Raw genomic sequence first — 21,898 nt, 5'->3', positions numbered from 1 at the left:
TATATAAAGTTAGACGGGAAAGGTAGTAGGCGCATGCAGATTGCAGAAGGACTCAAGCATGCCAAAATTGGGTACTTCATCAAGGAAATGACTAACCTATGCATTGGTGAATAAGTTAAGTTCCAAGTAATTCGCGGAAGACTTACTATTCGTATTATTGTGCCAATTACAGATTGGCACGAATCTTGCTTAATAATATATCGTAGCCGAAGAGTTGACTGTTTTTAGTGAGAACTAAGAGGGACTATGAGCGAGAGTGGAGGAAGAATAAATGGGCAAGGCATATAATCCGTATGACAACATGCTGAAGGTACTGGAGCAAGCGGCGAATCTATTGGATCTTAAAGAAAATGACTATGAGGTTTTCAAGTACCCGGAAAGAGAATTGAAAGTGGCTATACCGGTAGAGATGGACAATGGGTTGATAAGAGTCTTTGAAGGTTACCGGGTGCAACATTCGAGTTTGAGAGGCCCATGTAAGGGTGGACTAAGGTATCACCAAAAGGTTGATATCGATGAAGTAAAGGCTCTGGCGGCATGGATGTCTTTCAAGTGCAGTGTTGTAAATATCCCTTATGGCGGAAGTAAGGGTGCTGTCAAAGTTAATCCAAAGGAACTGAGCAAAACCGAACTTAAAAACCTCACACGAAGATATACGGCCATGATATTGCCGCTGATCGGTCCCGAACGAGATATTCCCGCACCTGACGTGAACACTGATGCAGAGGTTATGGGCTGGATCATGGACACTTACAGTATGTTTAAGGGTTATCCAGTTCCCGGAGTTGTAACCGGTAAACCGGTGGAAATTGGCGGTTCCCTTGGTAGAAAAGAAGCTACTGGACGTGGAGTTATGTTAATCACGAGGGAGACACTCCATCGTTTGGGAATACCCTTAATTGGCACTAAGGTAGCTATCCAGGGTATGGGGAACGTTGGTGGAGTAGCAGCCAAATTATTGCATAATGAAGGCTGTTTAATAGTGGCTGTAAGCGATGTCAGTGGAGGCGTTTACTGCAATACCGGGTTGAATGTGGATGAGATTCTAAGCTTTCTTACTAGTAACGGGGGGCAAGTTCTCCAGGATTACAATGTCCCCGGAGTAACTAAGATTACCAATGATCAGCTACTGACTATAGAATGTGATGTTCTTATCCCCGCTGCCTTAGAAAACCAGATAACGGAGCTCAATGCCCCAGATATTAAAGCTACGGTAATCGTCGAAGGTTCGAATGGTCCGACATCGGTAGAAGCTGATATAATTCTCGAAAAAAAGAACAAAACGATTGTTCCAGATATTCTAGCCAACGCGGGTGGTGTTGTTGTATCCTACTTCGAATGGGTGCAAAACATACAGTCCTTGATGTGGGACGAAGAAGCGGTGAATCGTGCCCTGGAAAAAATTATGATTAGGTCGTTCAATGAAGTATGGGACAAGAAAAAGGACAATAATACGACTATGAGAATGGGTGCCTATATGGTAGCCGTTAATAGGTTGGTCCAAGCAAAAAAAATTAGGGGCATATTTCCTTGAGTAGCGGGAATCAAACTCAAACTCAAACACTTATGTTGAGAGAGTAGAATGTATGTACCTCGAAATGGTAGGTCTAATACAATAATTTTGAGGTTGATCCTTGGCAGGAAGAAAGGCACCGTTTAAGTACTTGGAACTTCCAAGAATTTTAAACGGTGCCTATTATTTATCTTTCGTTAGGAGGCTAAAATGCATTTCCTAAGGACTCACGATGAGCTTGTTCAACAGATCTTCCTAATTTATCCACAAGTTCTATGACGTCTGCTTCAGTAATGATCAACGGAGGGGACAATTGTAACCCGTCATCAATTAACGGTCGCAATGCCAAGCCGTTTTCCCAAGCAATAGCAGACACACGTTTTGCAAATCCTAGGGCAGGGTTAAACTTGGTTCTGTTTTCAGCATTTTGAACGAGCTGGACGGCATTCATCAGTCCTATTCCCCTAACTTCACCAATACAGGGTAACCTCAAGTCTCGGATGAGGGAACGCAATAGTTCGCCTTTCTCCTGGGCATTAGTTACAAGGTTTTCTCGTTCAATAATATCAATATTCTTTAAGGCAACTGCACAGGCTACAGGATGACCGCTGTAAGTATAACCGTGCATAAAGATACCGTGGTTTCTGATCGGTGTATAGACTCTATCTGAGATCCCGACAGCTCCCATAGGAATGTATCCGCTGGTAATTCCCTTCGCCATCATCATAATATCGGGTTTTACTCCCCAATGCAGCATGCCAAACATCTTACCTGTCCGACCAAAGCCCGTAATCACCTCATCCGCGATAAATAAGACGTCATATTTATCGCAAATTTCCCGTACTCGTTGATAATAGCCGTCTGGCGGAACGATTGCACCTCCGGTTCCGATGACCGGTTCGGCCGTAAAGGCCGCAACATTGTCCCGGCCGAGTTCGAGTATTTTTTCCTCAAGCGCTCCTGCGCATTCAAGATCACAAAGACCGTGTTCTTTTCCCCAGGGACAGAAGTAACAATGAGGATGCTCAATGTGATGGAACGATGGGACTAAGGGTCTGAATCCATCCCAAAAACCAGGTAAACTTGTCGCGCTTACTGCCCCATAAGAAACCCCGTGATAGGCTTTAGTCCTGGCAATGATGTGATTCTTGTTAGGCTTCCCTTGCAAGTACCAAAAGATCCGGGCCAGTTTGTAGGCTGTATCATTAGACTCAGAACCTCCACTAGTAAAAAAGATCCTGGGATTATCCATGGGGATCATTGTAGCTACTTTTTTTGCCACCTCAATGGCTGATGGATGAGAATAGCCATTGAAGGTTTGAAAGAAAGACAACGTTTCCATTTGGTTTTTGGCAACCTCGGCCAATACAGTTCGGCCATATCCTACATTGTTTAACCACAGACCCGCTCCACAGTCTATATAGGTCTTACCCTCAACACTTTTAACCCGAATTCCATCGCCTTCAGCAATAATCTTAGGTCCACCCCATGATTCCATGTCGGCTATCGAACTTGTTGGATGCAAAAAGTATCTCATGTCATCTTTTTTCATTTGTGCGATTTGATCTTCGGCGTAAACAGTCACTATTACCATCCTCTTTCCTTTTCATTACGTAAATGTTTAACATTGCAAAGTCTGTGCCAGTCTTGCACTTTATACAGATTTTCAAGATAAAACTAATATTAAAGCAACACACTCTGCAAATTTGCATGTGTATTATGTATTATGTATTATGTATTCAATTATCTAGTATACGCTATAGCTATAATCGCTAGATATCCTGATTGCATTATAAAAATGCAATCAGGAATTCTATTATGGTATGCAAAAGCTATAATACAGTATAATGGGTAAAATAAAGACAAATTAATCCATATAATACAACATTTTCTGTAAATTCGACAATTTAATTTATTGCTAAAAAACGAACTATAGATTAGCCTATAATTAATTAAGGAATATTCTTTTAATTTTTCTTCAGAATAATGCGCATAGACATTAATGCAATGTGATTATGCATTTGATTTAATTCCTTACTAATTCCTCACTAATTTAACAACTATGCAATAATGATCCCTGAATTGCATTAAATATTAATGCAAGAACGCATTTTGTTTATTTTTAAAAAACTGAATTTTCCCATAAAACAGACAAATAGTAGCTATATTGCAATCTTATAAATTTGGCACACAAGTTGCAAGTGTTATATAACGGACCGGAGGTGTTGAATTGGTGCAGTTTAAAGCAGGATTTCAAGAGATATATCATGGAGTGCTGATGGTCGATTCTAATGGATACATAGTAGGATGCAACAAGGCTGCTAAAGAGTTGCTGGGGATTAATGGCGATGTTGTAGGGGAAATGGCCAGAGAAGTGCTTCCGGATTCTGCCATGTATGAGGTGTTGGAAACGGGAATTCCTGTTGTCAATAATAAAGTTGACATAGGAGGAAGAGTTATACTTTCTAACCATAAACCGATTTTCGAAGGAACTAGAATTACCGGAGTCGTTACATCCTTTCAAGACATTACCGATCTTGATGCTGTAGTCCAAGAATTAGAAGTTACTAAAGAACTTAACAAGGAATTGGAGGCCATTTTTAATTCTTCTTATGACGAAATTTTCGTTACCGACGGAGAGGGCGTCACCCTGAGGGTAAATAAAGCGGGTGAACGTTTTTACGGAATGAAAGCGGAAGAAATGATCGGCAAACATGTAAGCAAATTAGAAGAATTAGGACTGTTTTCGCCCAGTATTACCCCTCAAGTTCTGAGGACAAAAAAACGATCTACGTTGATACAATCAACCAAGAGTGGGAAAAAAATCATCGTAACTGCTAATCCTGTTTTTGATGAAAAAGGCCAGATCATTCGAGTAGTTACGAATTCCAGAGACATAACCGAATTAAGTAACTTACGCCAGCGCTTGGAAGATACTGAAAAGTTGATGGATAACTATCGAACTGAAATTGTGAAGTTGCAAAAAGAGCGTTTAGATGCATCAGAAATTATCAGCAAAAGCGCAATAATGCAGCAGATCTTAATACTTGCCGGCAAGGTGGCAGGTGTAGATTCTACGGTGCTCATCGAAGGAGAGTCCGGTGTAGGTAAAGGTGTTGTTGCGTTAAAGATTCATCAATTAAGTAAGCGAAGTGACTATCCCTTCATAACCATTAACTGCGGCGCAATCCCTGAGAACTTAATGGAGTCAGAATTATTTGGGTATGAAGGGGGGTCCTTTACAGGGGCCAAAAAAGAAGGGAAAAAAGGACTCTTTGAAATGGCCAGTACCGGAACTATATTCTTGGATGAAATCAGTGAATTACCACTTAATCTTCAAGTAAAGTTATTGCAGGTTATCCAAGAGAAAAGGTTAAGGCGAGTAGGAGGAAATGACTACATTGATATTAATGCCAGGATCTTGGCTGCGACAAATCGTAACATACCTCGACTGGTTAAAGAACGAAAGTTTAGAGAAGATCTCTATTATCGATTAAACGTCGTACCCCTAGTTGTACCACCTTTGCGGCACAGAAAAGAGGATATCCCAGTCCTAGTTGAGCATTTTTTAGAAGGGCTTCGAGAAAAATATGAGATTTATAAAAAAATGGCTCCGGAGACCATGGAGCTCTTGATAAATTACAATTGGCCCGGTAACGTACGAGAATTAGAGAATTTAGTCGAGAGAGTTGTAGTGACCGTCGATGCTTTGGAAGTTTTACCGATGCATTTGCCGGATTATATATTACATGGGGATGGTACTTCAGCAAAAGTTTTCGTATTGGACATTTGTCCTTTGAAAAGTGCCACTGACGAATTAGAACGGCAATTACTAAATAAAGCATTAATCAAATTCCAAAATACTTATAAAATGGCAGATGCTTTGGAGGTTAATCAATCGACGATTGTTCGGAAAATGCACAGGTACGGTATTTTCAAAGAGAATGTTCATTTGCAATAATATGGAAAGTAGGAAAGGGGTGATGTAGTAATCTAATTAGGGAGGATTAAAAGCGTAATCACACTGAGTTGCTACTATTATAGATAATAGAGGAGGAAAAAATTTATGTTCAAAAAGTTCACAATTAAACGTGTCTTGGGATTGGCGATGATTTCTAGCTTAATGATATCTTTGGCCGGTTGTGGTAGTACGGGTACCGCAGGTACCAGTGCGAGCACTGAGGCAAGAGACTATTACAAAGTAGGTGTCATTACATCTCTATCGGGTGCTGAAGTCATCGGTGGAAATATCACTAAATATGGTTACGATCTTTGGGAAGATACTGTGAACAAAAAAGGCGGTATTAAGGTCGGAGATAAAAGTTATCAGGTTAAGCTTGTCTACGCGGATGACCAAAGCGATCCTGCTGCAGGAGCCAACGCAGTGGAACGAATGATTACTTCCGAAAAGGTTGATTTCATTCTCGGACCGTATACCAGTGGAGTAACTAAAGCTGTAGCCCCAATTCTCGATAAATACAAAGTCCCTATGATCACTGGGTCTGCCGAATCCCCCTCCATCTGGACACAGAAATTTGCCTATACCTTTGGTTCTGTTCCGGCTGCTGACTTGACGGCAAGTTCTCCTTTAGATACATTATCTAAATTAGCGGATCCGCCCAAAACAATCGCTATCATCGGCGTAAATGATGCCTTCTCCAAAGCAGTTGCTGAATCATTTAAAGCTGCTGCCGAGAAAAATGGTATGAAAGTTCTTAAGTATGATGTTGTGCCTGCCGGAACGGACTTTACTCCGTTAATCAGCGCCATCAAACAACTGAACCCAGACGTGCTGGCAGTAGGTGGCCATGAAGCAGAACATATGGAAATTATCAAAGGCTCCAAATCTCTAGGGTTTATGCCGAAGGCATTTGTCATGCATTATGGGATTACAAACCCAGACTTCACCAAGAACCTTGGCAAAGATGCGGACTATGTATATGGCGCGGCAGTATGGACGCCTGATCTAAAATTAAAAGACGACCTATACGGTACTGCTCAGGACTATGTGAAACTCTACCAAGCAAAATACAATGCCATTCCGGACTATACTGCAGCAGCATGTTCAGCGACGGGTCAATCTTTTTCAGCTGCCTTGGCTAAGATCGGAGCAAAACCACCACTTTCTGATCAGCAAAGGGAACAGTTAACCAAAGCCCTTGAACAAGTAGAAGTTAATACCTTCTATGGGCCGATCAAATTCGCAACAGAGGGCAACTGGTTCCATAATAATATTGGCTTAAAAGCTTTAACGATCCAAATGGTTAAAGGGGAGCAAATTATAGTCGGTCCTGCAGATATGAAGGCAAAAGATGCTATCTACCCTGTTCCTGCTTTGAGCGGTCGCTAATTAAGTGCAAAACTTCTAGTTTGAGGAGCCGGGATGTCCCGGTTTCCTCAAACTATAGGAGAGGAGATGTTTTATGGGATTATTTACGCAAACGTTGATCAACGGAATTCTAATCGGTGGGATTTTCATAACCATCGCAGTTGGCTTCTCAATTTCTTATGGAGTTATGCACATAGTTGACTTTGCCGTGGGCGAATGGATTATGTTAGGAGCCTTCACAGCTTTTTGGCTTAACATGTACACAAAGATCGACCCATTACTACTAATACCGTTTATTGCCCTTTTTTTCGCTTTGATTGGTTACCTATTTCAGCCAATTATTCAGAAAGTCGTCAATATTAAGCACAGAAGTGCTGCCATGATGGCCTTAGCATTTACGTTTGGTCTCTCGACGTTATTAAGAGGCTCGGCTCTAACCCTATGGGGGTTTAACAATCGTAATCTAGTTTCAGTGTTATCGGAAATGAATATTAACCTGTTTGGCATTACCGTTCCCGCTATTAGAGGGGCGGCTACTGTGTTTTCGATTATTGTGACGGCGGCTTTTGCCTATTTCCTTTATCGTACTAAGACTGGGATTACCATACGGGCAGCCGCAGAGGATAAGACGGTGGCGGGTTTAATGGGAATTGACGGTCATCGCATATCACGCTTAGTTTATGCTATTTATGTTGGCTTAACTGCTATGTCAGGTGTCTTTATCGGCTGTATTTTCTCTGTATTCCCAGATATGGGTTTGCGCTATACCGCCTTCGCCTTCTTTGTTGTGGTGGCAGGGGGAATGGGTTCTTTTTCAGGCGCAATCCTAGCGGGCTTGATGTTAGGGTTAATATCCAGTTTTGTTTCCGTCTACGTGGGGGGAGCCTACGTATTCTTGATATTATTTTTCATCCTCTACTTAATCCTTGTATTCCTTCCTAAAGGTATTCTTGGTAAAGGCTGGTAGAAAGGAGAGGTTAACTTGTCGATATCAAAGTCTTTTAGCCCAGTTAAAGTAATCCTGCTGCTCCTTTCTATGGTCCTTTTATGCATTTTGCCATTCTTAGTTTCTTCCTTCATTTTGCGAATTGCAACCGGTATCATGATGTGGATTGGCTTAGCTTTAAGCTGGAATATGTTGGGTGGTTATATGGGTTATATAAGCTTCGGTCATGGCGCTTCCTTTGGAGTTGGCGCTTACATTGCAGGCATGTTAATGACCCAGTTACATTTGCCGTTTTTTTTAGCGTTAATCATCGCTGGAATTTTAACCTATCTTTTCGCAGCCATCGTGGGATACCCAACCTTACGTCTGAGTGGCTCATATTTTGCCATTGGCACCTGGGCCTTCGCGGAAATGATGCGTCAATTGGTTTTAGTCTTAGAGATAACAGGTGGGCCAGAGGGCTTGCGTTTGCCACCGATGCTTAATGACAATTTCTTTTATTACGTTATGTTTGGCTTAGCGTTACTTGTTTTCTTTGCAGCGTATTTCTTTTTCGAACATAGTGATTTTGGTTTAAAAGTAAAAGCAGTCCGGGAAGAAGAAACGGCAGCCCGCACCTTAGGGCTCAACACTACATGGGTTAAAAATCAGGTCTTCGCCATCAGCTCAATGTTTGCTGGAATCATTGGGGGTGCCTTTGCTTACTGGATTACCTTTATCCACCCAGACAGCGTTTTAGGACCGCTGATTGCGGATCAAATGGTTATTATGGTTCTCTTAGGGGGTATTGGTACCTTATTCGGACCAGTCATTGGCGCAATTGTACTCTATGTTGGAAACCAATATATGTTGGTTATGTGGGGGCAAAGTTCAGCCTATCTAATCATCCTTGGGGTAGCGATTTGTTTAGTTATTTTGTTCTTGCCGGAAGGACTTATGAGCCTGCCCAGAATTCTCAGAGGGAATCGAAAGGGTATATTCGCACGTTTTTTTTTCTAAGTCGAAACAATCAAATACCTAAGTGTTATGTAGATAAGCTCTGAACAGAAGGGGGCCTGACCATGGAGTTGCTGGAAATCAAAGAGCTGAACCATATGTTTGGTGGTTTGAAAGCTATTTCCAATCTTAATATTAAGGTTAAAGCGAAGATGACCTATGGAGTAATTGGAGCGAACGGAGCCGGTAAAACGACGTTGTTCAATTTAATTACTGGAATTTACCATCCTACGGCCGGTCAGATCCTGCTCAATGGATTAAGCTTGGTTGGTAAACAGTCTTTCGAAATCTCTCGCCTTGGAGTGGCTAGGACCTTTCAAAACTTACGCTTGTTCAATGACCTGACGGTTGTAGAGAACATTCATGTTGGACAAATCTACCGCAGGGGGCTAGGGAAGCTTAAAACTAAAGATTTGTCTGCCAAAATTGATAGTTTGTTAAACCTCTTTGGACTTGATGTTCGCGCGGAGGAAAAGGCTGGGAATTTGCCCTATGGTATGCAGAGAAAGTTAGAAATCGCCAGGGCACTGGCTACGGAACCAAAGCTATTGTTGTTGGATGAACCTGCTGCAGGTATGAATCCCCAAGAGGTTCAAGGATTAGTGGGCCTTATTAAGGAAGTCAAAAGACAATACAGCGATATAACCATCGTCTTGATTGAGCATCAGATGAAATTAGTGGAAGGTCTCTGTGATTATGCTACAGTCATGAATTTTGGCCAGGTTATTGCTAACGGGACTGTTCAGGAAATCCAAAATAACCCAGTTGTGATTAAGGCATACTTGGGTGAAGCGGAGGTGGGTTAATGGCCAGAATTATGGAAGTCGAAAACCTGGAAGTCGTTTATGGCGTGATTAAAGCGCTGCAAGGGATTTCTTTTTATATCGATGAAGGTGAAATTGTAACTATCATTGGAGCAAACGGTGCCGGAAAATCGAGTACCTTACGGGCGGTTTCAGGGATGGTGCGCCCAAGTTCCGGCAAGGTAATGTTTAAAAATAAGGACATCACAAATTCTCCTTCTCATTTAATAGCCCGTCAAGGATTATCTCATGTTCCGGAAGGGCGGGGCATGCTAACAAAATTAACGGTTGAGGAAAATTTAATCCTAGCTACCTATAATAGAAAGGATCAGGCTAAAGTCAAAGAGGATATGGAAGATGTCTATAGACAGTTTCCCCGTTTGTCTGAACGAAAGAAGCAGGCCTCAGGCAATCTGTCCGGTGGAGAACAGCAGATGTTGGCGATAGGACGAGCTTTGATGACCGGAGCGGACACCTTACTATTAGATGAACCATCCATGGGCCTCGCCCCATTATTTGTTAAAGAGATCTTCGCTGTGATCAAACGCATTAATCAGGCTGGAAAAACAATTTTACTTGTCGAACAAAATGCCATGACCGCTCTCCATACGGCTCACCGTGCTTATATTCTAGAAAATGGTGCAGTCCTTAAGAGTGGTAAAGCTAGTGAATTAATAGATGATCCCCAAGTAAAAGCTGCCTATTTGGGAGGGCACTAATCATTCAATACTGAAAGAGTGGTCATAAGTTAAAGTAAATGGGGGAAAGGCAATGAAAGGTTTTTTCGGGAAACTATTGAGGATTAATCTCACGACTAGGACTTACGTTGTTAAAGAAATTTCAGAAGATATATTGAAAACTTACCTAGGGGGAAGGGGCCTAGCTTCCTACTTGCTTTTAGAGAATGTCAAGACCGGAATTGATCCCCTCTCAGGGGATAACACGTTAATTTTTGTTACCGGTCCCGCTACAGGTACTGGAATGTGGGGTTCTAGCCGATACGGAGTCTTTAGTAAATCCCCACAAACAGGATTATATGGGGAAGCAACTTCAGGAGGCAAGGTCGCGCCTCAGATGCGAAAAACTGGCTACGATGCGATTATTTTAGAGGGCGTTGCAGATATGCCCCTTTCTCTAGAAATATCCGATCAACAGGTCGTGTTCCGAACCGCCAGTGATCTCTGGGGTAAAGATACCTATGAGACAGAAGATAAAATTTTGGCGGAAGTTGGAGTGCCTGAAGCCCAGGCTATAGTTATTGGCCCGGCAGGGGAAAATTTAGTACGGTTCGCTTGTATCGAAAATAACTATTGGCGTTCGGCTGGTCGCACGGGTATGGGCGCAGTAATGGGCTCGAAAAAAGTCAAAGCTATTGTTTTCCACGGTCAGGCCCAAGCCGAGATTTCTGATCCGGAACTGCTCAAGGATTTAATTAAAGCCTTGACGGCGAAGGCTAAAGGAAATGTTGCTGTTAAAGCGTATCAAACTTACGGCACCACTCAGATGGTTAAAACCATGAATTGTGCAGAAACTTTCCCGACTAAATACTGGTCCGAAGGGATTTATGAGAATTGGCGAGACCTTAGTGGAGACACCTTACTCGCTGAAAATGAGGTCAAACCGAATGCCTGTCCCACTTGTTTCCTAGCCTGTGGTAAGCTGACAACGGTCACTAAAGGCAAGTATAACGGGCTAAAAGTAGAAGGCCCTGAGTATGAGACTATATACGCTTTTGGGGGACTTTGTGGTATCGGCGATTTAACAGAAATCATCCATTTAAACGATCTATGTGATCGGTTAGGGATGGATACGATCACCGCAGGGAATTTAGTAGCCTTTACTCAGGAAGCTGTTCAACGTGGTAAAGTCGAAGCCAACTTGAATTATGGTGACGCAAAGGGTGTAGCGGACTTACTTGAGGATATCGCCTATGCAAGAGGCCTGGGAGGGATCTTGTCCCAAGGGATTAAACATGCCGCTCTGGTTTGGGATCTTGAGGATATTGCCATCCATGTCAAAGGTTTGGAACCTCCCGGCTATGACCCCCGGGTGCTTAAAGGGATGGGACTTGCTTACTCCACTTCGGCTAGGGGGGCCTGTCATCTAAGGGCAACTTTTTATAAGGCAGAGTTAAGTGGGATGATCGATCCTGCAATCACCCAAGGTAAAGCCGAAATGTTCATCGATTTTGAAAATAGGTTGACGCTTTTGAATACCCAGATACTATGTGTCTTTTATAGGGACATGATCCTCTGGCCAGAGCTTAGACAATTAGTTAAAGCGATTACCGGTTGGGATTATACTCAGTTCGAACTCGAAGAGATAGCCAACAGGATTGTCACGTTAAGTAAGGTTTTCAATCTCCGCGAGGGTGCTACTAGGGAGCAGGATACACTGCCGAAGCGGATGTTTAAGGAACCGCTGAACGAGGGCAGGGATGTTATCACAGGGGAAGAACTAGACTTGATGCTCGACGACTATTACAGATTAAGAGGGTGGGATAATCAAGGACGACCATCCGCGGAACTACAACTTCATCAATCGTTAGCATTGAATTTGCTTAATGATTAAGGTATGATTTAAGTAGATGTTAAACACACGGGGGGTAGATCGGATTGATCGCGTGGACTCTAAATTCATGTAGACGGGTGAAACTCCCGTACTCCTCGCCAATAGATTCGCTCTCAAGGCAAAAATCCTTCCCTCCCTCGGGTCTGGATTAGGAGATTTTAAAAAGGTTCGGTGATATTACACCGAGCCTTTTCTTGCTATAAGCAAAAAAGTATAGCCCCTATAGTTAGTGGGAGGAAAATTTATGCTCAAGCTTCTTGATTTAGCTTCTCAAGATTTTATGGTAAGTCCAACTTCAAATAATTTATGGTCGCTTATTGATAGTATTACAACACAAAACAAAAAGTTCGTTATTACTTTTAACGATAGATGTGTTGTAGGGGTATTAACGGCGAATAATTTTTTGCGCGAAATTCTTGCAGCTAAAGAGACAAATGGATTAAATGAGAGAACTACAATAGCTGAGCTAGAGTACGCTTTAACATTTAATGTAGTCACAGAAGATTTCCCAGTTGCTGAGCTGATTAATTTTAATACTGATGTTGTCGTAATAATAAATAAAGAATCTTATCCTATTGGAATTATTAATAATATAGGCATAATAAAAAAAATGTTAGTGGATTATTGCGGCTGTCCCCCTGATATTCAACAAACCATGCAAGAATATAAAAAAATATTTGAAGATATTGAAGATGAGATTTTCGTAACAGATCAATTTGGCTATGTTTTACGTCTTAATCCAGCTGCAGAAAGAGTAATTGGAGTAACAGCTGGTGATGTAGTTGGCAGACATGTCAAGGACTTAGAAAAGGAAGGGGTTTTTTCCACAAGTATTACCATGCATGTCCTCCATCAAAAGAAAAAGATAAATATGATTCAGCTTTTGAAATCGGGTAAGACTGTCATTAGTACCGCCTTTCCCATTTTTGATGAAGAAGGAGAAATTGCCAGAGTTGTTTGTACTTCTAAAGATTACCAAGAAATTACAAAATTAAAATCTGAACTAGAAAAAAAGGAAACGGAACTTGAAAGGAAAAATCAAGAAATAAACTCTTTGCGTGAGGAGATCTTTTCCAATGTTAACTTAATATATAATAGTAGAGAAATGGCCAAAGTAAGGGACACAGTTTATAAAATAGCTCCCATTGATTTAACAGTATTAATCCAAGGGGAGTCTGGGGTTGGAAAAGAAGTTATCACGAAAGCTATCCATTATGCAAGTCTAAGAAGTGATCAACCTTTTATTAAGATTAATTGTAGCGTTATCCCTGAAACCTTAATTGAATCTGAACTTTTTGGCTATGAAAGTGGGGCTTTTACTGGCGCGACTAAGGGCGGTAAAATCGGTAAAATAGAATTGGCGAACAATGGAACATTATTTTTAGACGAGATTGGTGAACTACCACTTTTGATCCAGGTAAAATTACTTGAGTTTTTGCAAGACAGGGAAATATGCAAGGTCGGTGGTACAAACAAGATTAAAATAGATACAAGGATCATCACAGCAACTAACCGCAACTTGCAAAATATGGTCAATGAGGGCCTTTTTCGCAAAGACCTATTTTACAGACTTAATGTCGTGCCAATTAACATACCGCCCCTGAGAGAGCGTAAGGAAGATATTCCTGCCTTAGTAAAGTATTTTCTAGAGATATTTAATAGCAGATATGGAATGAATAAAACTATTGCCCCAGAAGTAATGCAGGCTCTTTATACTTACAGCTGGCCAGGCAATGTAAGGGAATTAGAACATGTACTTGAAAGGGCAATAATCATAAGTGATATGGAGGTAATTACACTAGCAGCAATGCAGAACTTTCTTGAATTAAAGACGAATAATAAAAAGGTTATATGCACGGAAATGATGCCATTAAAACTTGCTAAAAGAGAATTGGAAGAACAATTAGTAAAAAATGCTTATGATATTTTTAAATCAACGTATAAAGCTGCTAAAGCATTGGAAATTAATCAGTCAACTGTTGTTAAAATTTTAAAAAAATATCGTTTAGATTAGCGGGTTTATATGATAGCCATCCCATAAGATAAGCTTTTAGGAGATAACTTTATTGGCTTAAATGCTGTTTAATAGACTTATAAGCAGATAATATTGATGATAATAAAAGTGGTTCGGTGATTTTGACACCGGGCCTTTTTTTACCTAAGCTAAAGGCTAGCCTGTTTGAGAAAGATGCTTGGGGATGAATAATTTCATTATTAGCCAATGAAATTATTCATCGGCTAATAAAATAGTGTATTTGCTAAAAAATTCAGAATTTTAAAACGTTGTCATATAGAATGATGCCAAATTTCATTAATACACTGTGTTAATAGAAATGAAAAGAGTTGTGGTTCGGGTAAAACCGACAATTTATACATTGGCATAACTTTTGCATCGCATTATAAATGTTAGTTTCTGCTAAATAAGTTTACCAAACGTTCTATTATCAAAATCATGAATAATCAACAAGGAGGAAACATGAATGAGTGAATTTTTCACACGGTATGGTGATGGTTCTCCGACGAAAGTAAGTGCAGATGAGATGCGGCGCGATCTTGAAGTGGGAACTAATGATGCGGCTGATCGTGGCAAAATCCCTGCCCTTAGTCAAAGCGAGCTAGATCATCTTTTCGATATTTGCACGAGGCCGGACAAGACCGTGAGTGTACAGCGAGGAGACGAAGTGGTTGTAACCTTTGATGCAGGGACGTTAAAGTTACCGGTTCGGGCAGGCGTTCCCATGGATCGGTCGACTGCAATCCTAACCCATGAAAGAGCTTTTTGTTCCGATAGTATGGAGTTAGCTCATGTTGATTACAGTTACAAACAACTGAAAGCCATTATTCACGAAGAGACAGCGGCCATGGAACACGTTCAACTTAATACCATTATACCAATCTTTTACGGAGCTATGCCAAACCTTGGCCTCTATACAAAGCCGGATGGTCCCATTGAAAATTGGTCTGAACTACTTCCACTTGCTAAAATTTCTGAAGCGAAAGCAGCCCAAGAAGAAGCGGTGGAACATGCGATTAAGGACATGGTTTATGTGGCTAGTCGTATGTATGAAGCTGGGGCAGACGGAATTAACTTTGACACAGTCGGCGCTTCGGGGGACGCTGATGTTCTAGCATCTTTGAAGGCTGTCGAGATTCTTAAAAGTAAATATCCGGATATTGCCATAGAATTCGGAATGGCTGGCGAGTTTATTCTCGGCATGCATGGAGATTTGTTCTTCGATGGAAAGCGCTTAGCAGGCCTCTATCCTCATCAACAGGTAAAAGTGGCGGAAAAAGCTGGCGCCACAATCTTCGGGGCCGTCATTAATACGAACAGTAGCAAGACCTTTGCCTGGAATCTCGCGCGGACCGTTACCTTTGTCAAGGCTTGTACAGAAGCAGCGAGCATACCGGTACATGTTAATGTTGGTATGGGAGTAGGCGCTATTCCTAATTCTAACACTCCTGCAGTCGATGCTGTTTCGAGGGCGGATAAGGCCTTAGTCGAGATTGGCAAGGCAGACGGTTTATAGATAGGTCATGGGGATCCTTATGGTATGGCAATAACTCATGAGACGTCTGCAGGCATGGGCGGAATACGTACTGCTGGAGATCTGGTAGCACGTATGCAAATGGCTAAAGGCATGAAAATTAAAGAAGCAAAAGACTATGTAGCTGGTAAACTAGGCATCTCTACCTTCGAACTATGTGACGAGGCCGTCATGCAGGAGATCAGAGAGGACCTAGATATCGGTCACGTTCAAGCACGCGATGGGGCCGCAATTGGAATTCAAGCAAAAATTAAGATTGCAAAATTACTTGGCATAGAGATTAGGTCAGTAGAAAACTTTAAACGAATGACTGGCTTAAGATAATCAGTATATCAGATAATTGGGGAGGGTTAGCAGTTGAGTATTGAAGATATTATTTTAGAGGCTAGGGAGACCATCTTACAGTGTGATCAAGCGAGAGCTGTAGGATTGGCAGAGCGTACTCTTGCAGAAGGGTATGATCCTGTTGAAGTTATTAGTGCGGGATTCAGCTATGGGATAAGAGAAATGGGAGAACTCTTTGGCAGAGGAGAAGTTTTCCTTCCTCAATTAATTATGTCTTCTGAAGTCATGAAGGCGGCAGTGAAAATTTTAGATGCGGCAATTGTTCAGAGTGGAGTAGCCCAATATAAAGGAATATTTGTTATAGCTACGGTTGAAGGGGATGTACACGATATAGGCAAGGGGATTGTTATTTCTCTCCTAAAAACTCAAGGGATACAAGTACACGATATGGGTCGAGATGTTTCCGTGGTCAAAATAATCGAGAAAGCTATTGAAGTTAAAGCGGACATTATTGGTACCAGCGCTTTACTTACCACAACGTTAATGAGTCAGAAAAAGCTTGAGGACGAGCTTCGTAAAAACGGCTTGCGTGAACAATTTAAGACAATGGTCGGTGGAGCCCCAGCTACCCAACGTTGGGCGGACCGCATTGGTGCGGACGCCTATGCTGAGGATGCAGCGGAAGCCGTAACCAAAGCGCTTCAACTCTTGAATAGAACCAAATAATTGAATAAAACTAACGGAGTTTGTGGAGGTGAGTGGATTGAAAAGGAACTTATTTGCGGGAGCAAGTCGCCAAGAGGGAGTAGGGCTTAACCTGTTTACCGAAGACGAACTATATGCTATCCACTGTTCTACTTTAGATGTCCTGAGAAACACCGGGATTAAGGTGGAAAGCGAAGAAGCAAGAGAGATCTTCGCTAGGGGAGGAGCAATCGTCGACAACATATCTCACATGGTTAAGTTTCCTGCACACTTGGTTGAAGACGCTATCCGTTCCGCTCCAAGTTCAATTTTCCTGGCAGGTAGAAATCCGAAAAATGACATGATTTTAGAGGCCAACCGAGTTGGATTTACAAATTTCGGTGAGGGCATTCGAGTGATTGATCCTTATACCAAGGAGTACAGACAAACAACCAAACAGGACGTTGCTAATACAGCGCTGGTGTGTGACGCAATGAGCGAAATTGATGTTTATGAAAGAGCGGTTGCAGCTCAAGATGAGAATGCCCTGGTTGGGTCGCTTCATGAAGCTGAAGCTTACTTTACGAATACCTCTAAACATTGCTTTTCTGGCGCCAGTAATGGGAAAAACTTTAAAAAAATAGTAGAGATGGCGGCGGCTATTGTTGGAGGTATGGATAAGCTCAGAGAAAGACCCATTTATAGTACGATCGTTTGTCCAACTAGTCCTTTGCAGTTGGTTGCGGATTGTACAGAAGTAATTATCGAGGCTGCAAAAGCGGGTATCGCTGTCAATATTCTTTCCATGGCAATGGCTGGCGCATCTTCACCTGTCACCTTGGCAGGGACACTTGTGACTCATAATGCTGAAGTTTTAAGCGGAATTGTCTTAAGCCAGCTAACGGTTAAAGGGGCTTCAGTGATTTATGGAAGTTCAACCACGATTATGGATTTAAAATATACGACTGCTCCTGTCGGATCACCGGAATGTGGCATGATTAATGCCGGTGTAGCCAAATTAGCTCAGTACTACTTATTGCCCAGCTGGGTTGCCGGCGGATAGGCAGATAGTAAAGTACCCGATGCTCAAGCCGCCCACGAAAAAACCATAACCGGATTATTGGCTGCTCTAGGCGGAGCAAACCTAATCTATGGTTTGGGTATGCTTGAACTTGGCATTACCTTCGATTTTGCGCAATTAGTCATGGACAACGAAATGGCTAAAATGATTAAAAAATCTGTCTCAGGGATTGCGGTCAACGAAGAGACTTTGGCTGTGGATGTCATCAAGCAGGTAGGTGCCGGCGGTGAATTCGTAACCAATGAGCACACGTTCCGTCATTTTAAGACAGCTCACTCCCAGACCAAATTAATCGACAGAAGGATGCGTGACACTTGGTTAGACTTAGGGGGCAAGGATTTCACGGAAAGAGCTTATGAAGCAGCAATTTCTATCCTGGAAAACCATAAGCCAGATCCGTTGCCAGCTGGAGTAGCAGAAAAAATACGGCAGATTGTAGAAGATGCAGAAATTGAATATGGAATAGTAAAATAACCGTCCCTAATGGGAGCTAAGTAATGGACACGGAATTAATTGAGTTAATAGAATAGAACACAGAATTAGGTGGTGTTAGGCATGGCAAATGAACTACTCGATAATCTCATTGAAGCAGTGGTCGAGGGGGACCCGGAACTAGTGGTTGAATTGACCGAGAAAGCGATTAGTCAAGGGATTGAGCCGTTAATTATACTTAATGAAGCATTGACCAAAGGGATTACGATTGTTGGTGACCATTTTAGTACTGGACATTATTATTTGCCAGATCTTCTTTTAGGTGCCAAAGCTATGGATGCGGGTGTGAAAAAACTTGAACCTTTGCTGGTGGGAACGGCACGTGAGTTTTATGGCAAGGTTTTAATGGGGACAGTTCAGGGGGACTTGCATGAGATTGGGAAAAACATTGTCGGAATGATGCTTAAAACTTCGGGCTTTGAAGTGATAGACCTGGGAATCGACGTGCCAGCCAATAAGTTCATTGAAAAGGCTAAGGAGCTCAAACCTGACATCATAGGTATTTCAGCTTTGCTAACAACGACTATTGGAAGGCAAAAGGAGATTATAGAACTTTTAATTGAAGAAGGTTTAAGGGACCAAGTTAAAGTGATGATTGGCGGCGCACCGATCAATGGAGCATGGGCAGAAAAGATTGGGGCCGACGGTTATGCCGAAGATGCTTTAAGCTCCGTCGTCATTGCCAAAAAACTTATCGGTAAAGCTTAAAGCGATTGGAGGAAAGACGGATGAAATTCGAGCTTTTAGCGGACGAAGAAGTATCTCAAATACATGAAGCGAGCTTGAAAGTCCTTGAAACAATAGGAATTCACACAACATCTGATCGCTTTAAGAAGTTACTCTTGGATAATGGGTGCAAGGAAGAAACAGGGAGAATTCTTTTTCCTCGGGAAGTGATCGAAAAAGCGCTGAAAACTGTGCCCCAAGAATTCAAACTCTATGGCAGAAATAACTCACCTGTTTTGGAAATTGGACAAAAGAAAGCCTATTGCCAAACTTGTGTAGGTACTCCATCGATGATGGATTTAGAAACGGGTGAAAAACGGGATGTCACGATCAAGGATCTTGAAGAGTATACCAGGTTAGCAGATTCGTTAGAATTTATTAATATTATTTCTCCCATTTTCCCTAGAGATGTCCCTCAAGAAATAATATTAACTTATGAAACGGCAACCCTGTTGCGTAACACTTCGAAACCCTTAAGTATTTGTATAGAATCGGCACGTGAACTGCCCTATATCATTGAATTATTAGCACTGGCAGCAGGGGGAAGAGATGCTTTAACGGAGAAACCAATCGCTATGATTCCTATATCTCCGTTAAGTCCACTCGATTTTGGCTATGACCCAGCTGAAGCCCTAATGGATGTTGTTGAAGCAGGATTACCGTTAGGCGTTGAACCTTGTCCAATGATGGGTTCAACGGCCCCGATGACGATTGCGGGTATTGCCGTTCAACATAATGCCGAGATTTTAGCGGGGGTTATTGCCAGTCAACTGATCAGAGCTGGAGCACCGGTGACCATGTCCTCCAGGGCAACCTTCATGGATATGCGTTCCGGAGTGGGTCTGTGGGCTATGCCGGAAATGGGTTTGGCAGGAGCGGTAATGAATCAACTCGCCAAGCTATATGGTATTCCATGTGCACCGGGCGGATTCTGTGGTGCTTCGAAAATTGCCGATGCTCAGAGCGGATACGAACATTTATATAATGCCTTAATGGAAGCTTTAGTTGGGAGTGACATCATTGGCTCGGCTGGTTCGTTAGACAATGCCTTAACTTCGTGCTATGCCATGTTAGTTATTGATAACGAATTGTCATCCGTCATTCAAAGGACGATTAAGGGGGTTGAAGTCTCGGAGGAAAAGTTGGCAGTAAAGGTTATAGCCGAAGTCATCGGAACTCAGAGTAACTTTCTGGAACAGAAACATACTCGGAAACATCTTAGAGCCGGTGAGCTATGGCTTCCACCCCTCGGAGATAGGCAAACCTACGAAAAATGGGCAGACACAGGGGAAAAGATCGAAGATAAAGCACGTGAAATTGCCAAGGCTTTGATTTCGGCTCATCCAGGTTTAAGAATCAGCGCTGAGATTAATGCTCAATTTGAACTAATACTGGAACGAGCCCGCAAAACGGAAGTCGGAAGCTAAGGACAAAGAGGGGGTGAAAGCTAGTGAAGTTTGACTTATTTTCAGATGAGCAACTCCAGCAGGTCCATGAAGCAAGTATGGATATTTTGAAGTCAATTGGCATTCATACCAAGTCAAAGAGACTGAAGGATTTATTGCTGGAGCATGGCTGTCAGGAAAAAGACGGAAGAATTGTGTTTCGTCAGGATATCCTTGACAGGGCACTAAAAACTGTGCCTTCTGAATTTAAACTATACGGACGAAATAATGACCATGTAGTGGAGATGGGTGGAAAAAAAGCCTACTCCCAAACCTGTGTGGGGACACCTTCAATAATTGATATTGACACCGGGGAAAAAAGGGACGTAAAACTTGTGGACCTTGAAGATTTCGTCAGATTGACGGACGCTTTAGACTATATCAATATTATTTCGCCAATTTTCCCTAGGGATGTTCCCCAAGAGATCATTGTTTCGGTAGAGACTGCAACGATGTTGCGCAATACGACGAAACCCGTGCGAATCACAGCAGAATCTTCTCATGAAATGAAATATATTCTTGAATTATTAAGGGTTGTCGCCGGCGGGGAAGAGATGTTGAGAAAAAGACCACTTGCCTATATCGAAGTATCTCCAATTAGCCCGTTAGAGTATGGATTTGATCCTGCCGAAGCGATGTTGGATATAGTAGAAGCTGGTTTACCGCTAGGAGTTATTCCTTGTCCAATGATGGGTTCCACAGGGCCAATGACCTTAGTGGGTACCGTGGCTCAACATAATGCGGAGATTTTAGCAGGGGTTGTTGCCAGTCAACTTTTAAAACCAGGGAGCCCAGTCATTATGTCCCCTCGAGTCACCTTCATGGATATGCGTTCTGGAGTAGGGCTATGGGCCATGCCGGAAATGGGTCTAGCCGCCGCCGCTTCAGTTCAACTGGCCCGTTTTTACGGGATACCGTCTACAGCAAGTGGCTACTCTTGTGCTTCCAAAATAGCCGATGCTCAGAGTGGTTATGAACATTTATATAATGCCCTGATGCCCGCGTTGATCGGCACGGACATTTTAGCAGCTGCTGGTTCTCTGGAAAATGCTCTCACGTCATGTTTCGCCATGTTGGTGATCGATAATGAACTATCTTCAGTGATTCAGAGGACGGTCCGAGGAATTGAGGTTTCTGAAGACAAGCTGGCAGTGAGTGTGATTGCTGAAGTGATCCAATCCAATAGTAATTTTCTAGAGCAAAAGCATACCAGAAAGCATCTTAGGGCTGGCGAGCTTTGGAAACCGAACCTTAGCGACCGGCAAACTTATGAGAAATGGTCCTTAAAAAAAGAAAAGGTGGAAGAGAGTGCTAGATTAAAGGCTAAAGAATTACTGGCAACCCACCAGGTTGAACCTCTCAGTGTTGAGGTCAATGCTGAAATTGATAACATCTTGAAAAGAGCCCAAGAAGATTATTTGCAGCAGATGAGCAATATGAAATAAGACACTCAAATAAGACGCTTATAAGAGGAGGGAT

At 42.2% G+C, this 21,898-nt stretch carries 14 protein-coding genes and 2 pseudogenes; 15 read left to right on the top strand and 1 reads right to left on the bottom strand.

Translation table 11 applies throughout. From position 1 onward, the window contains the following. Positions 1 to 271 precede the first annotated feature (271 nt). Positions 272 to 1,534, top strand: coding sequence for a Glu/Leu/Phe/Val family dehydrogenase (locus tag ACYQ3Q_RS18155; protein WP_459929931.1), 1,263 nt, complete (start codon positions 272 to 274; stop codon positions 1,532 to 1,534). A 184-nt stretch (positions 1,535 to 1,718) separates the two neighbouring features. Here the strand turns inward: ACYQ3Q_RS18155 and ACYQ3Q_RS18150 are convergent, their stop codons facing one another. After that, on the bottom strand, positions 1,719 to 3,107 hold the full coding sequence (locus ACYQ3Q_RS18150) for an aminotransferase family protein (protein ID WP_459929930.1): 1,389 nt from the start codon (positions 3,105 to 3,107) through the stop codon (positions 1,719 to 1,721). 639 nt (positions 3,108 to 3,746) lie between these two features. On the opposite strand from ACYQ3Q_RS18150, the gene ACYQ3Q_RS18145 reads away from it, so the two are divergent. From ACYQ3Q_RS18145 to ACYQ3Q_RS18080, 14 genes and pseudogenes are all read left to right on the top strand, one after another. Then, positions 3,747 to 5,474: a sigma-54 interaction domain-containing protein gene (locus ACYQ3Q_RS18145; protein WP_459930045.1), complete on the top strand. Its 1,728-nt coding sequence runs from the start codon at positions 3,747 to 3,749 to the stop codon at positions 5,472 to 5,474. 105 nt (positions 5,475 to 5,579) lie between these two features. After that, positions 5,580 to 6,863 (top strand): amino acid ABC transporter substrate-binding protein, encoded by a 1,284-nt coding sequence (locus ACYQ3Q_RS18140; RefSeq protein WP_459929929.1) that lies wholly within the window; start codon positions 5,580 to 5,582, stop codon positions 6,861 to 6,863. A gap of 73 nt (positions 6,864 to 6,936) precedes the next feature. Next, entirely contained in the window at positions 6,937 to 7,809 is an 873-nt protein-coding gene (locus tag ACYQ3Q_RS18135) for a branched-chain amino acid ABC transporter permease (protein WP_459929928.1), read from the top strand. Positions 7,810 to 7,824: 15 nt separating this feature from the next. Then, positions 7,825 to 8,787: a branched-chain amino acid ABC transporter permease gene (locus tag ACYQ3Q_RS18130; RefSeq protein ID WP_459929927.1), complete on the top strand. Its 963-nt coding sequence runs from the start codon at positions 7,825 to 7,827 to the stop codon at positions 8,785 to 8,787. 62 nt (positions 8,788 to 8,849) lie between these two features. Further along, positions 8,850 to 9,590, top strand: coding sequence for an ABC transporter ATP-binding protein (locus ACYQ3Q_RS18125; RefSeq protein ID WP_459929926.1), 741 nt, complete (start codon positions 8,850 to 8,852; stop codon positions 9,588 to 9,590). Next, the gene (locus ACYQ3Q_RS18120) at positions 9,590 to 10,306 is read left to right on the top strand and encodes an ABC transporter ATP-binding protein (protein WP_459929925.1); all 717 of its coding nucleotides are present in this window, start codon (positions 9,590 to 9,592) and stop codon (positions 10,304 to 10,306) included. The genes ACYQ3Q_RS18125 and ACYQ3Q_RS18120 overlap by 1 nt, the downstream gene beginning before the upstream one ends. Before the next feature lie 52 nt (positions 10,307 to 10,358). Continuing rightward, positions 10,359 to 12,158, top strand: coding sequence for an aldehyde ferredoxin oxidoreductase family protein (locus tag ACYQ3Q_RS18115; RefSeq protein ID WP_459929924.1), 1,800 nt, complete (start codon positions 10,359 to 10,361; stop codon positions 12,156 to 12,158). Positions 12,159 to 12,402: 244 nt separating this feature from the next. After that, a complete protein-coding gene (locus ACYQ3Q_RS18110; protein WP_459929923.1) occupies positions 12,403 to 14,172 on the top strand; it encodes a sigma-54 interaction domain-containing protein in 1,770 nt (589 codons plus the stop codon). A 466-nt stretch (positions 14,173 to 14,638) separates the two neighbouring features. Then, a pseudogene (gene mtbB, locus ACYQ3Q_RS18105) lies at positions 14,639 to 16,030 on the top strand ([dimethylamine--corrinoid protein] Co-methyltransferase). Between the two features lie 33 nt (positions 16,031 to 16,063). Beyond that, positions 16,064 to 16,717: a cobalamin B12-binding domain-containing protein gene (locus ACYQ3Q_RS18100; protein WP_459929922.1), complete on the top strand. Its 654-nt coding sequence runs from the start codon at positions 16,064 to 16,066 to the stop codon at positions 16,715 to 16,717. Between the two features lie 22 nt (positions 16,718 to 16,739). Further along, a pseudogene (gene mttB, locus ACYQ3Q_RS18095) lies at positions 16,740 to 18,230 on the top strand ([trimethylamine--corrinoid protein] Co-methyltransferase). A gap of 81 nt (positions 18,231 to 18,311) precedes the next feature. Beyond that, positions 18,312 to 18,956, top strand: coding sequence for a corrinoid protein (locus ACYQ3Q_RS18090; protein ID WP_459929921.1), 645 nt, complete (start codon positions 18,312 to 18,314; stop codon positions 18,954 to 18,956). Positions 18,957 to 18,961: 5 nt separating this feature from the next. Further along, positions 18,962 to 20,401 carry a trimethylamine methyltransferase family protein gene (locus ACYQ3Q_RS18085; RefSeq protein ID WP_459929920.1) on the top strand — a complete coding sequence of 480 codons (1,440 nt, stop codon included), beginning with the start codon at positions 18,962 to 18,964 and terminating at the stop codon, positions 20,399 to 20,401. 23 nt (positions 20,402 to 20,424) lie between these two features. Further along, positions 20,425 to 21,864 (top strand): trimethylamine methyltransferase family protein, encoded by a 1,440-nt coding sequence (locus ACYQ3Q_RS18080; protein ID WP_459929919.1) that lies wholly within the window; start codon positions 20,425 to 20,427, stop codon positions 21,862 to 21,864. Positions 21,865 to 21,898: the final 34 nt, after the last annotated feature.

It is taken from the genome of Desulfosporosinus burensis, from assembly GCF_054657535.1.
The sequence above is the reverse complement of the archived record's forward strand: the minus strand, read 5'-3'. Positions and strand labels throughout refer to the sequence as shown.

Coding starts and splice junctions, on each gene's coding strand:
- ACYQ3Q_RS18090 (WP_459929921.1), top strand. CDS start 18,312: ATGGCAAATGAACTACTCGATAATCTCATTGAAGCAGTGGTCGAGGGG.
- ACYQ3Q_RS18120 (WP_459929925.1), top strand. CDS start 9,590: ATGGCCAGAATTATGGAAGTCGAAAACCTGGAAGTCGTTTATGGCGTG.
- ACYQ3Q_RS18135 (WP_459929928.1), top strand. CDS start 6,937: ATGGGATTATTTACGCAAACGTTGATCAACGGAATTCTAATCGGTGGG.
- ACYQ3Q_RS18150 (WP_459929930.1), bottom strand. CDS start 3,107: ATGGTAATAGTGACTGTTTACGCCGAAGATCAAATCGCACAAATGAAA.
- ACYQ3Q_RS18115 (WP_459929924.1), top strand. CDS start 10,359: ATGAAAGGTTTTTTCGGGAAACTATTGAGGATTAATCTCACGACTAGG.
- ACYQ3Q_RS18110 (WP_459929923.1), top strand. CDS start 12,403: ATGCTCAAGCTTCTTGATTTAGCTTCTCAAGATTTTATGGTAAGTCCA.
- ACYQ3Q_RS18125 (WP_459929926.1), top strand. CDS start 8,850: ATGGAGTTGCTGGAAATCAAAGAGCTGAACCATATGTTTGGTGGTTTG.
- ACYQ3Q_RS18155 (WP_459929931.1), top strand. CDS start 272: ATGGGCAAGGCATATAATCCGTATGACAACATGCTGAAGGTACTGGAG.
- ACYQ3Q_RS18140 (WP_459929929.1), top strand. CDS start 5,580: ATGTTCAAAAAGTTCACAATTAAACGTGTCTTGGGATTGGCGATGATT.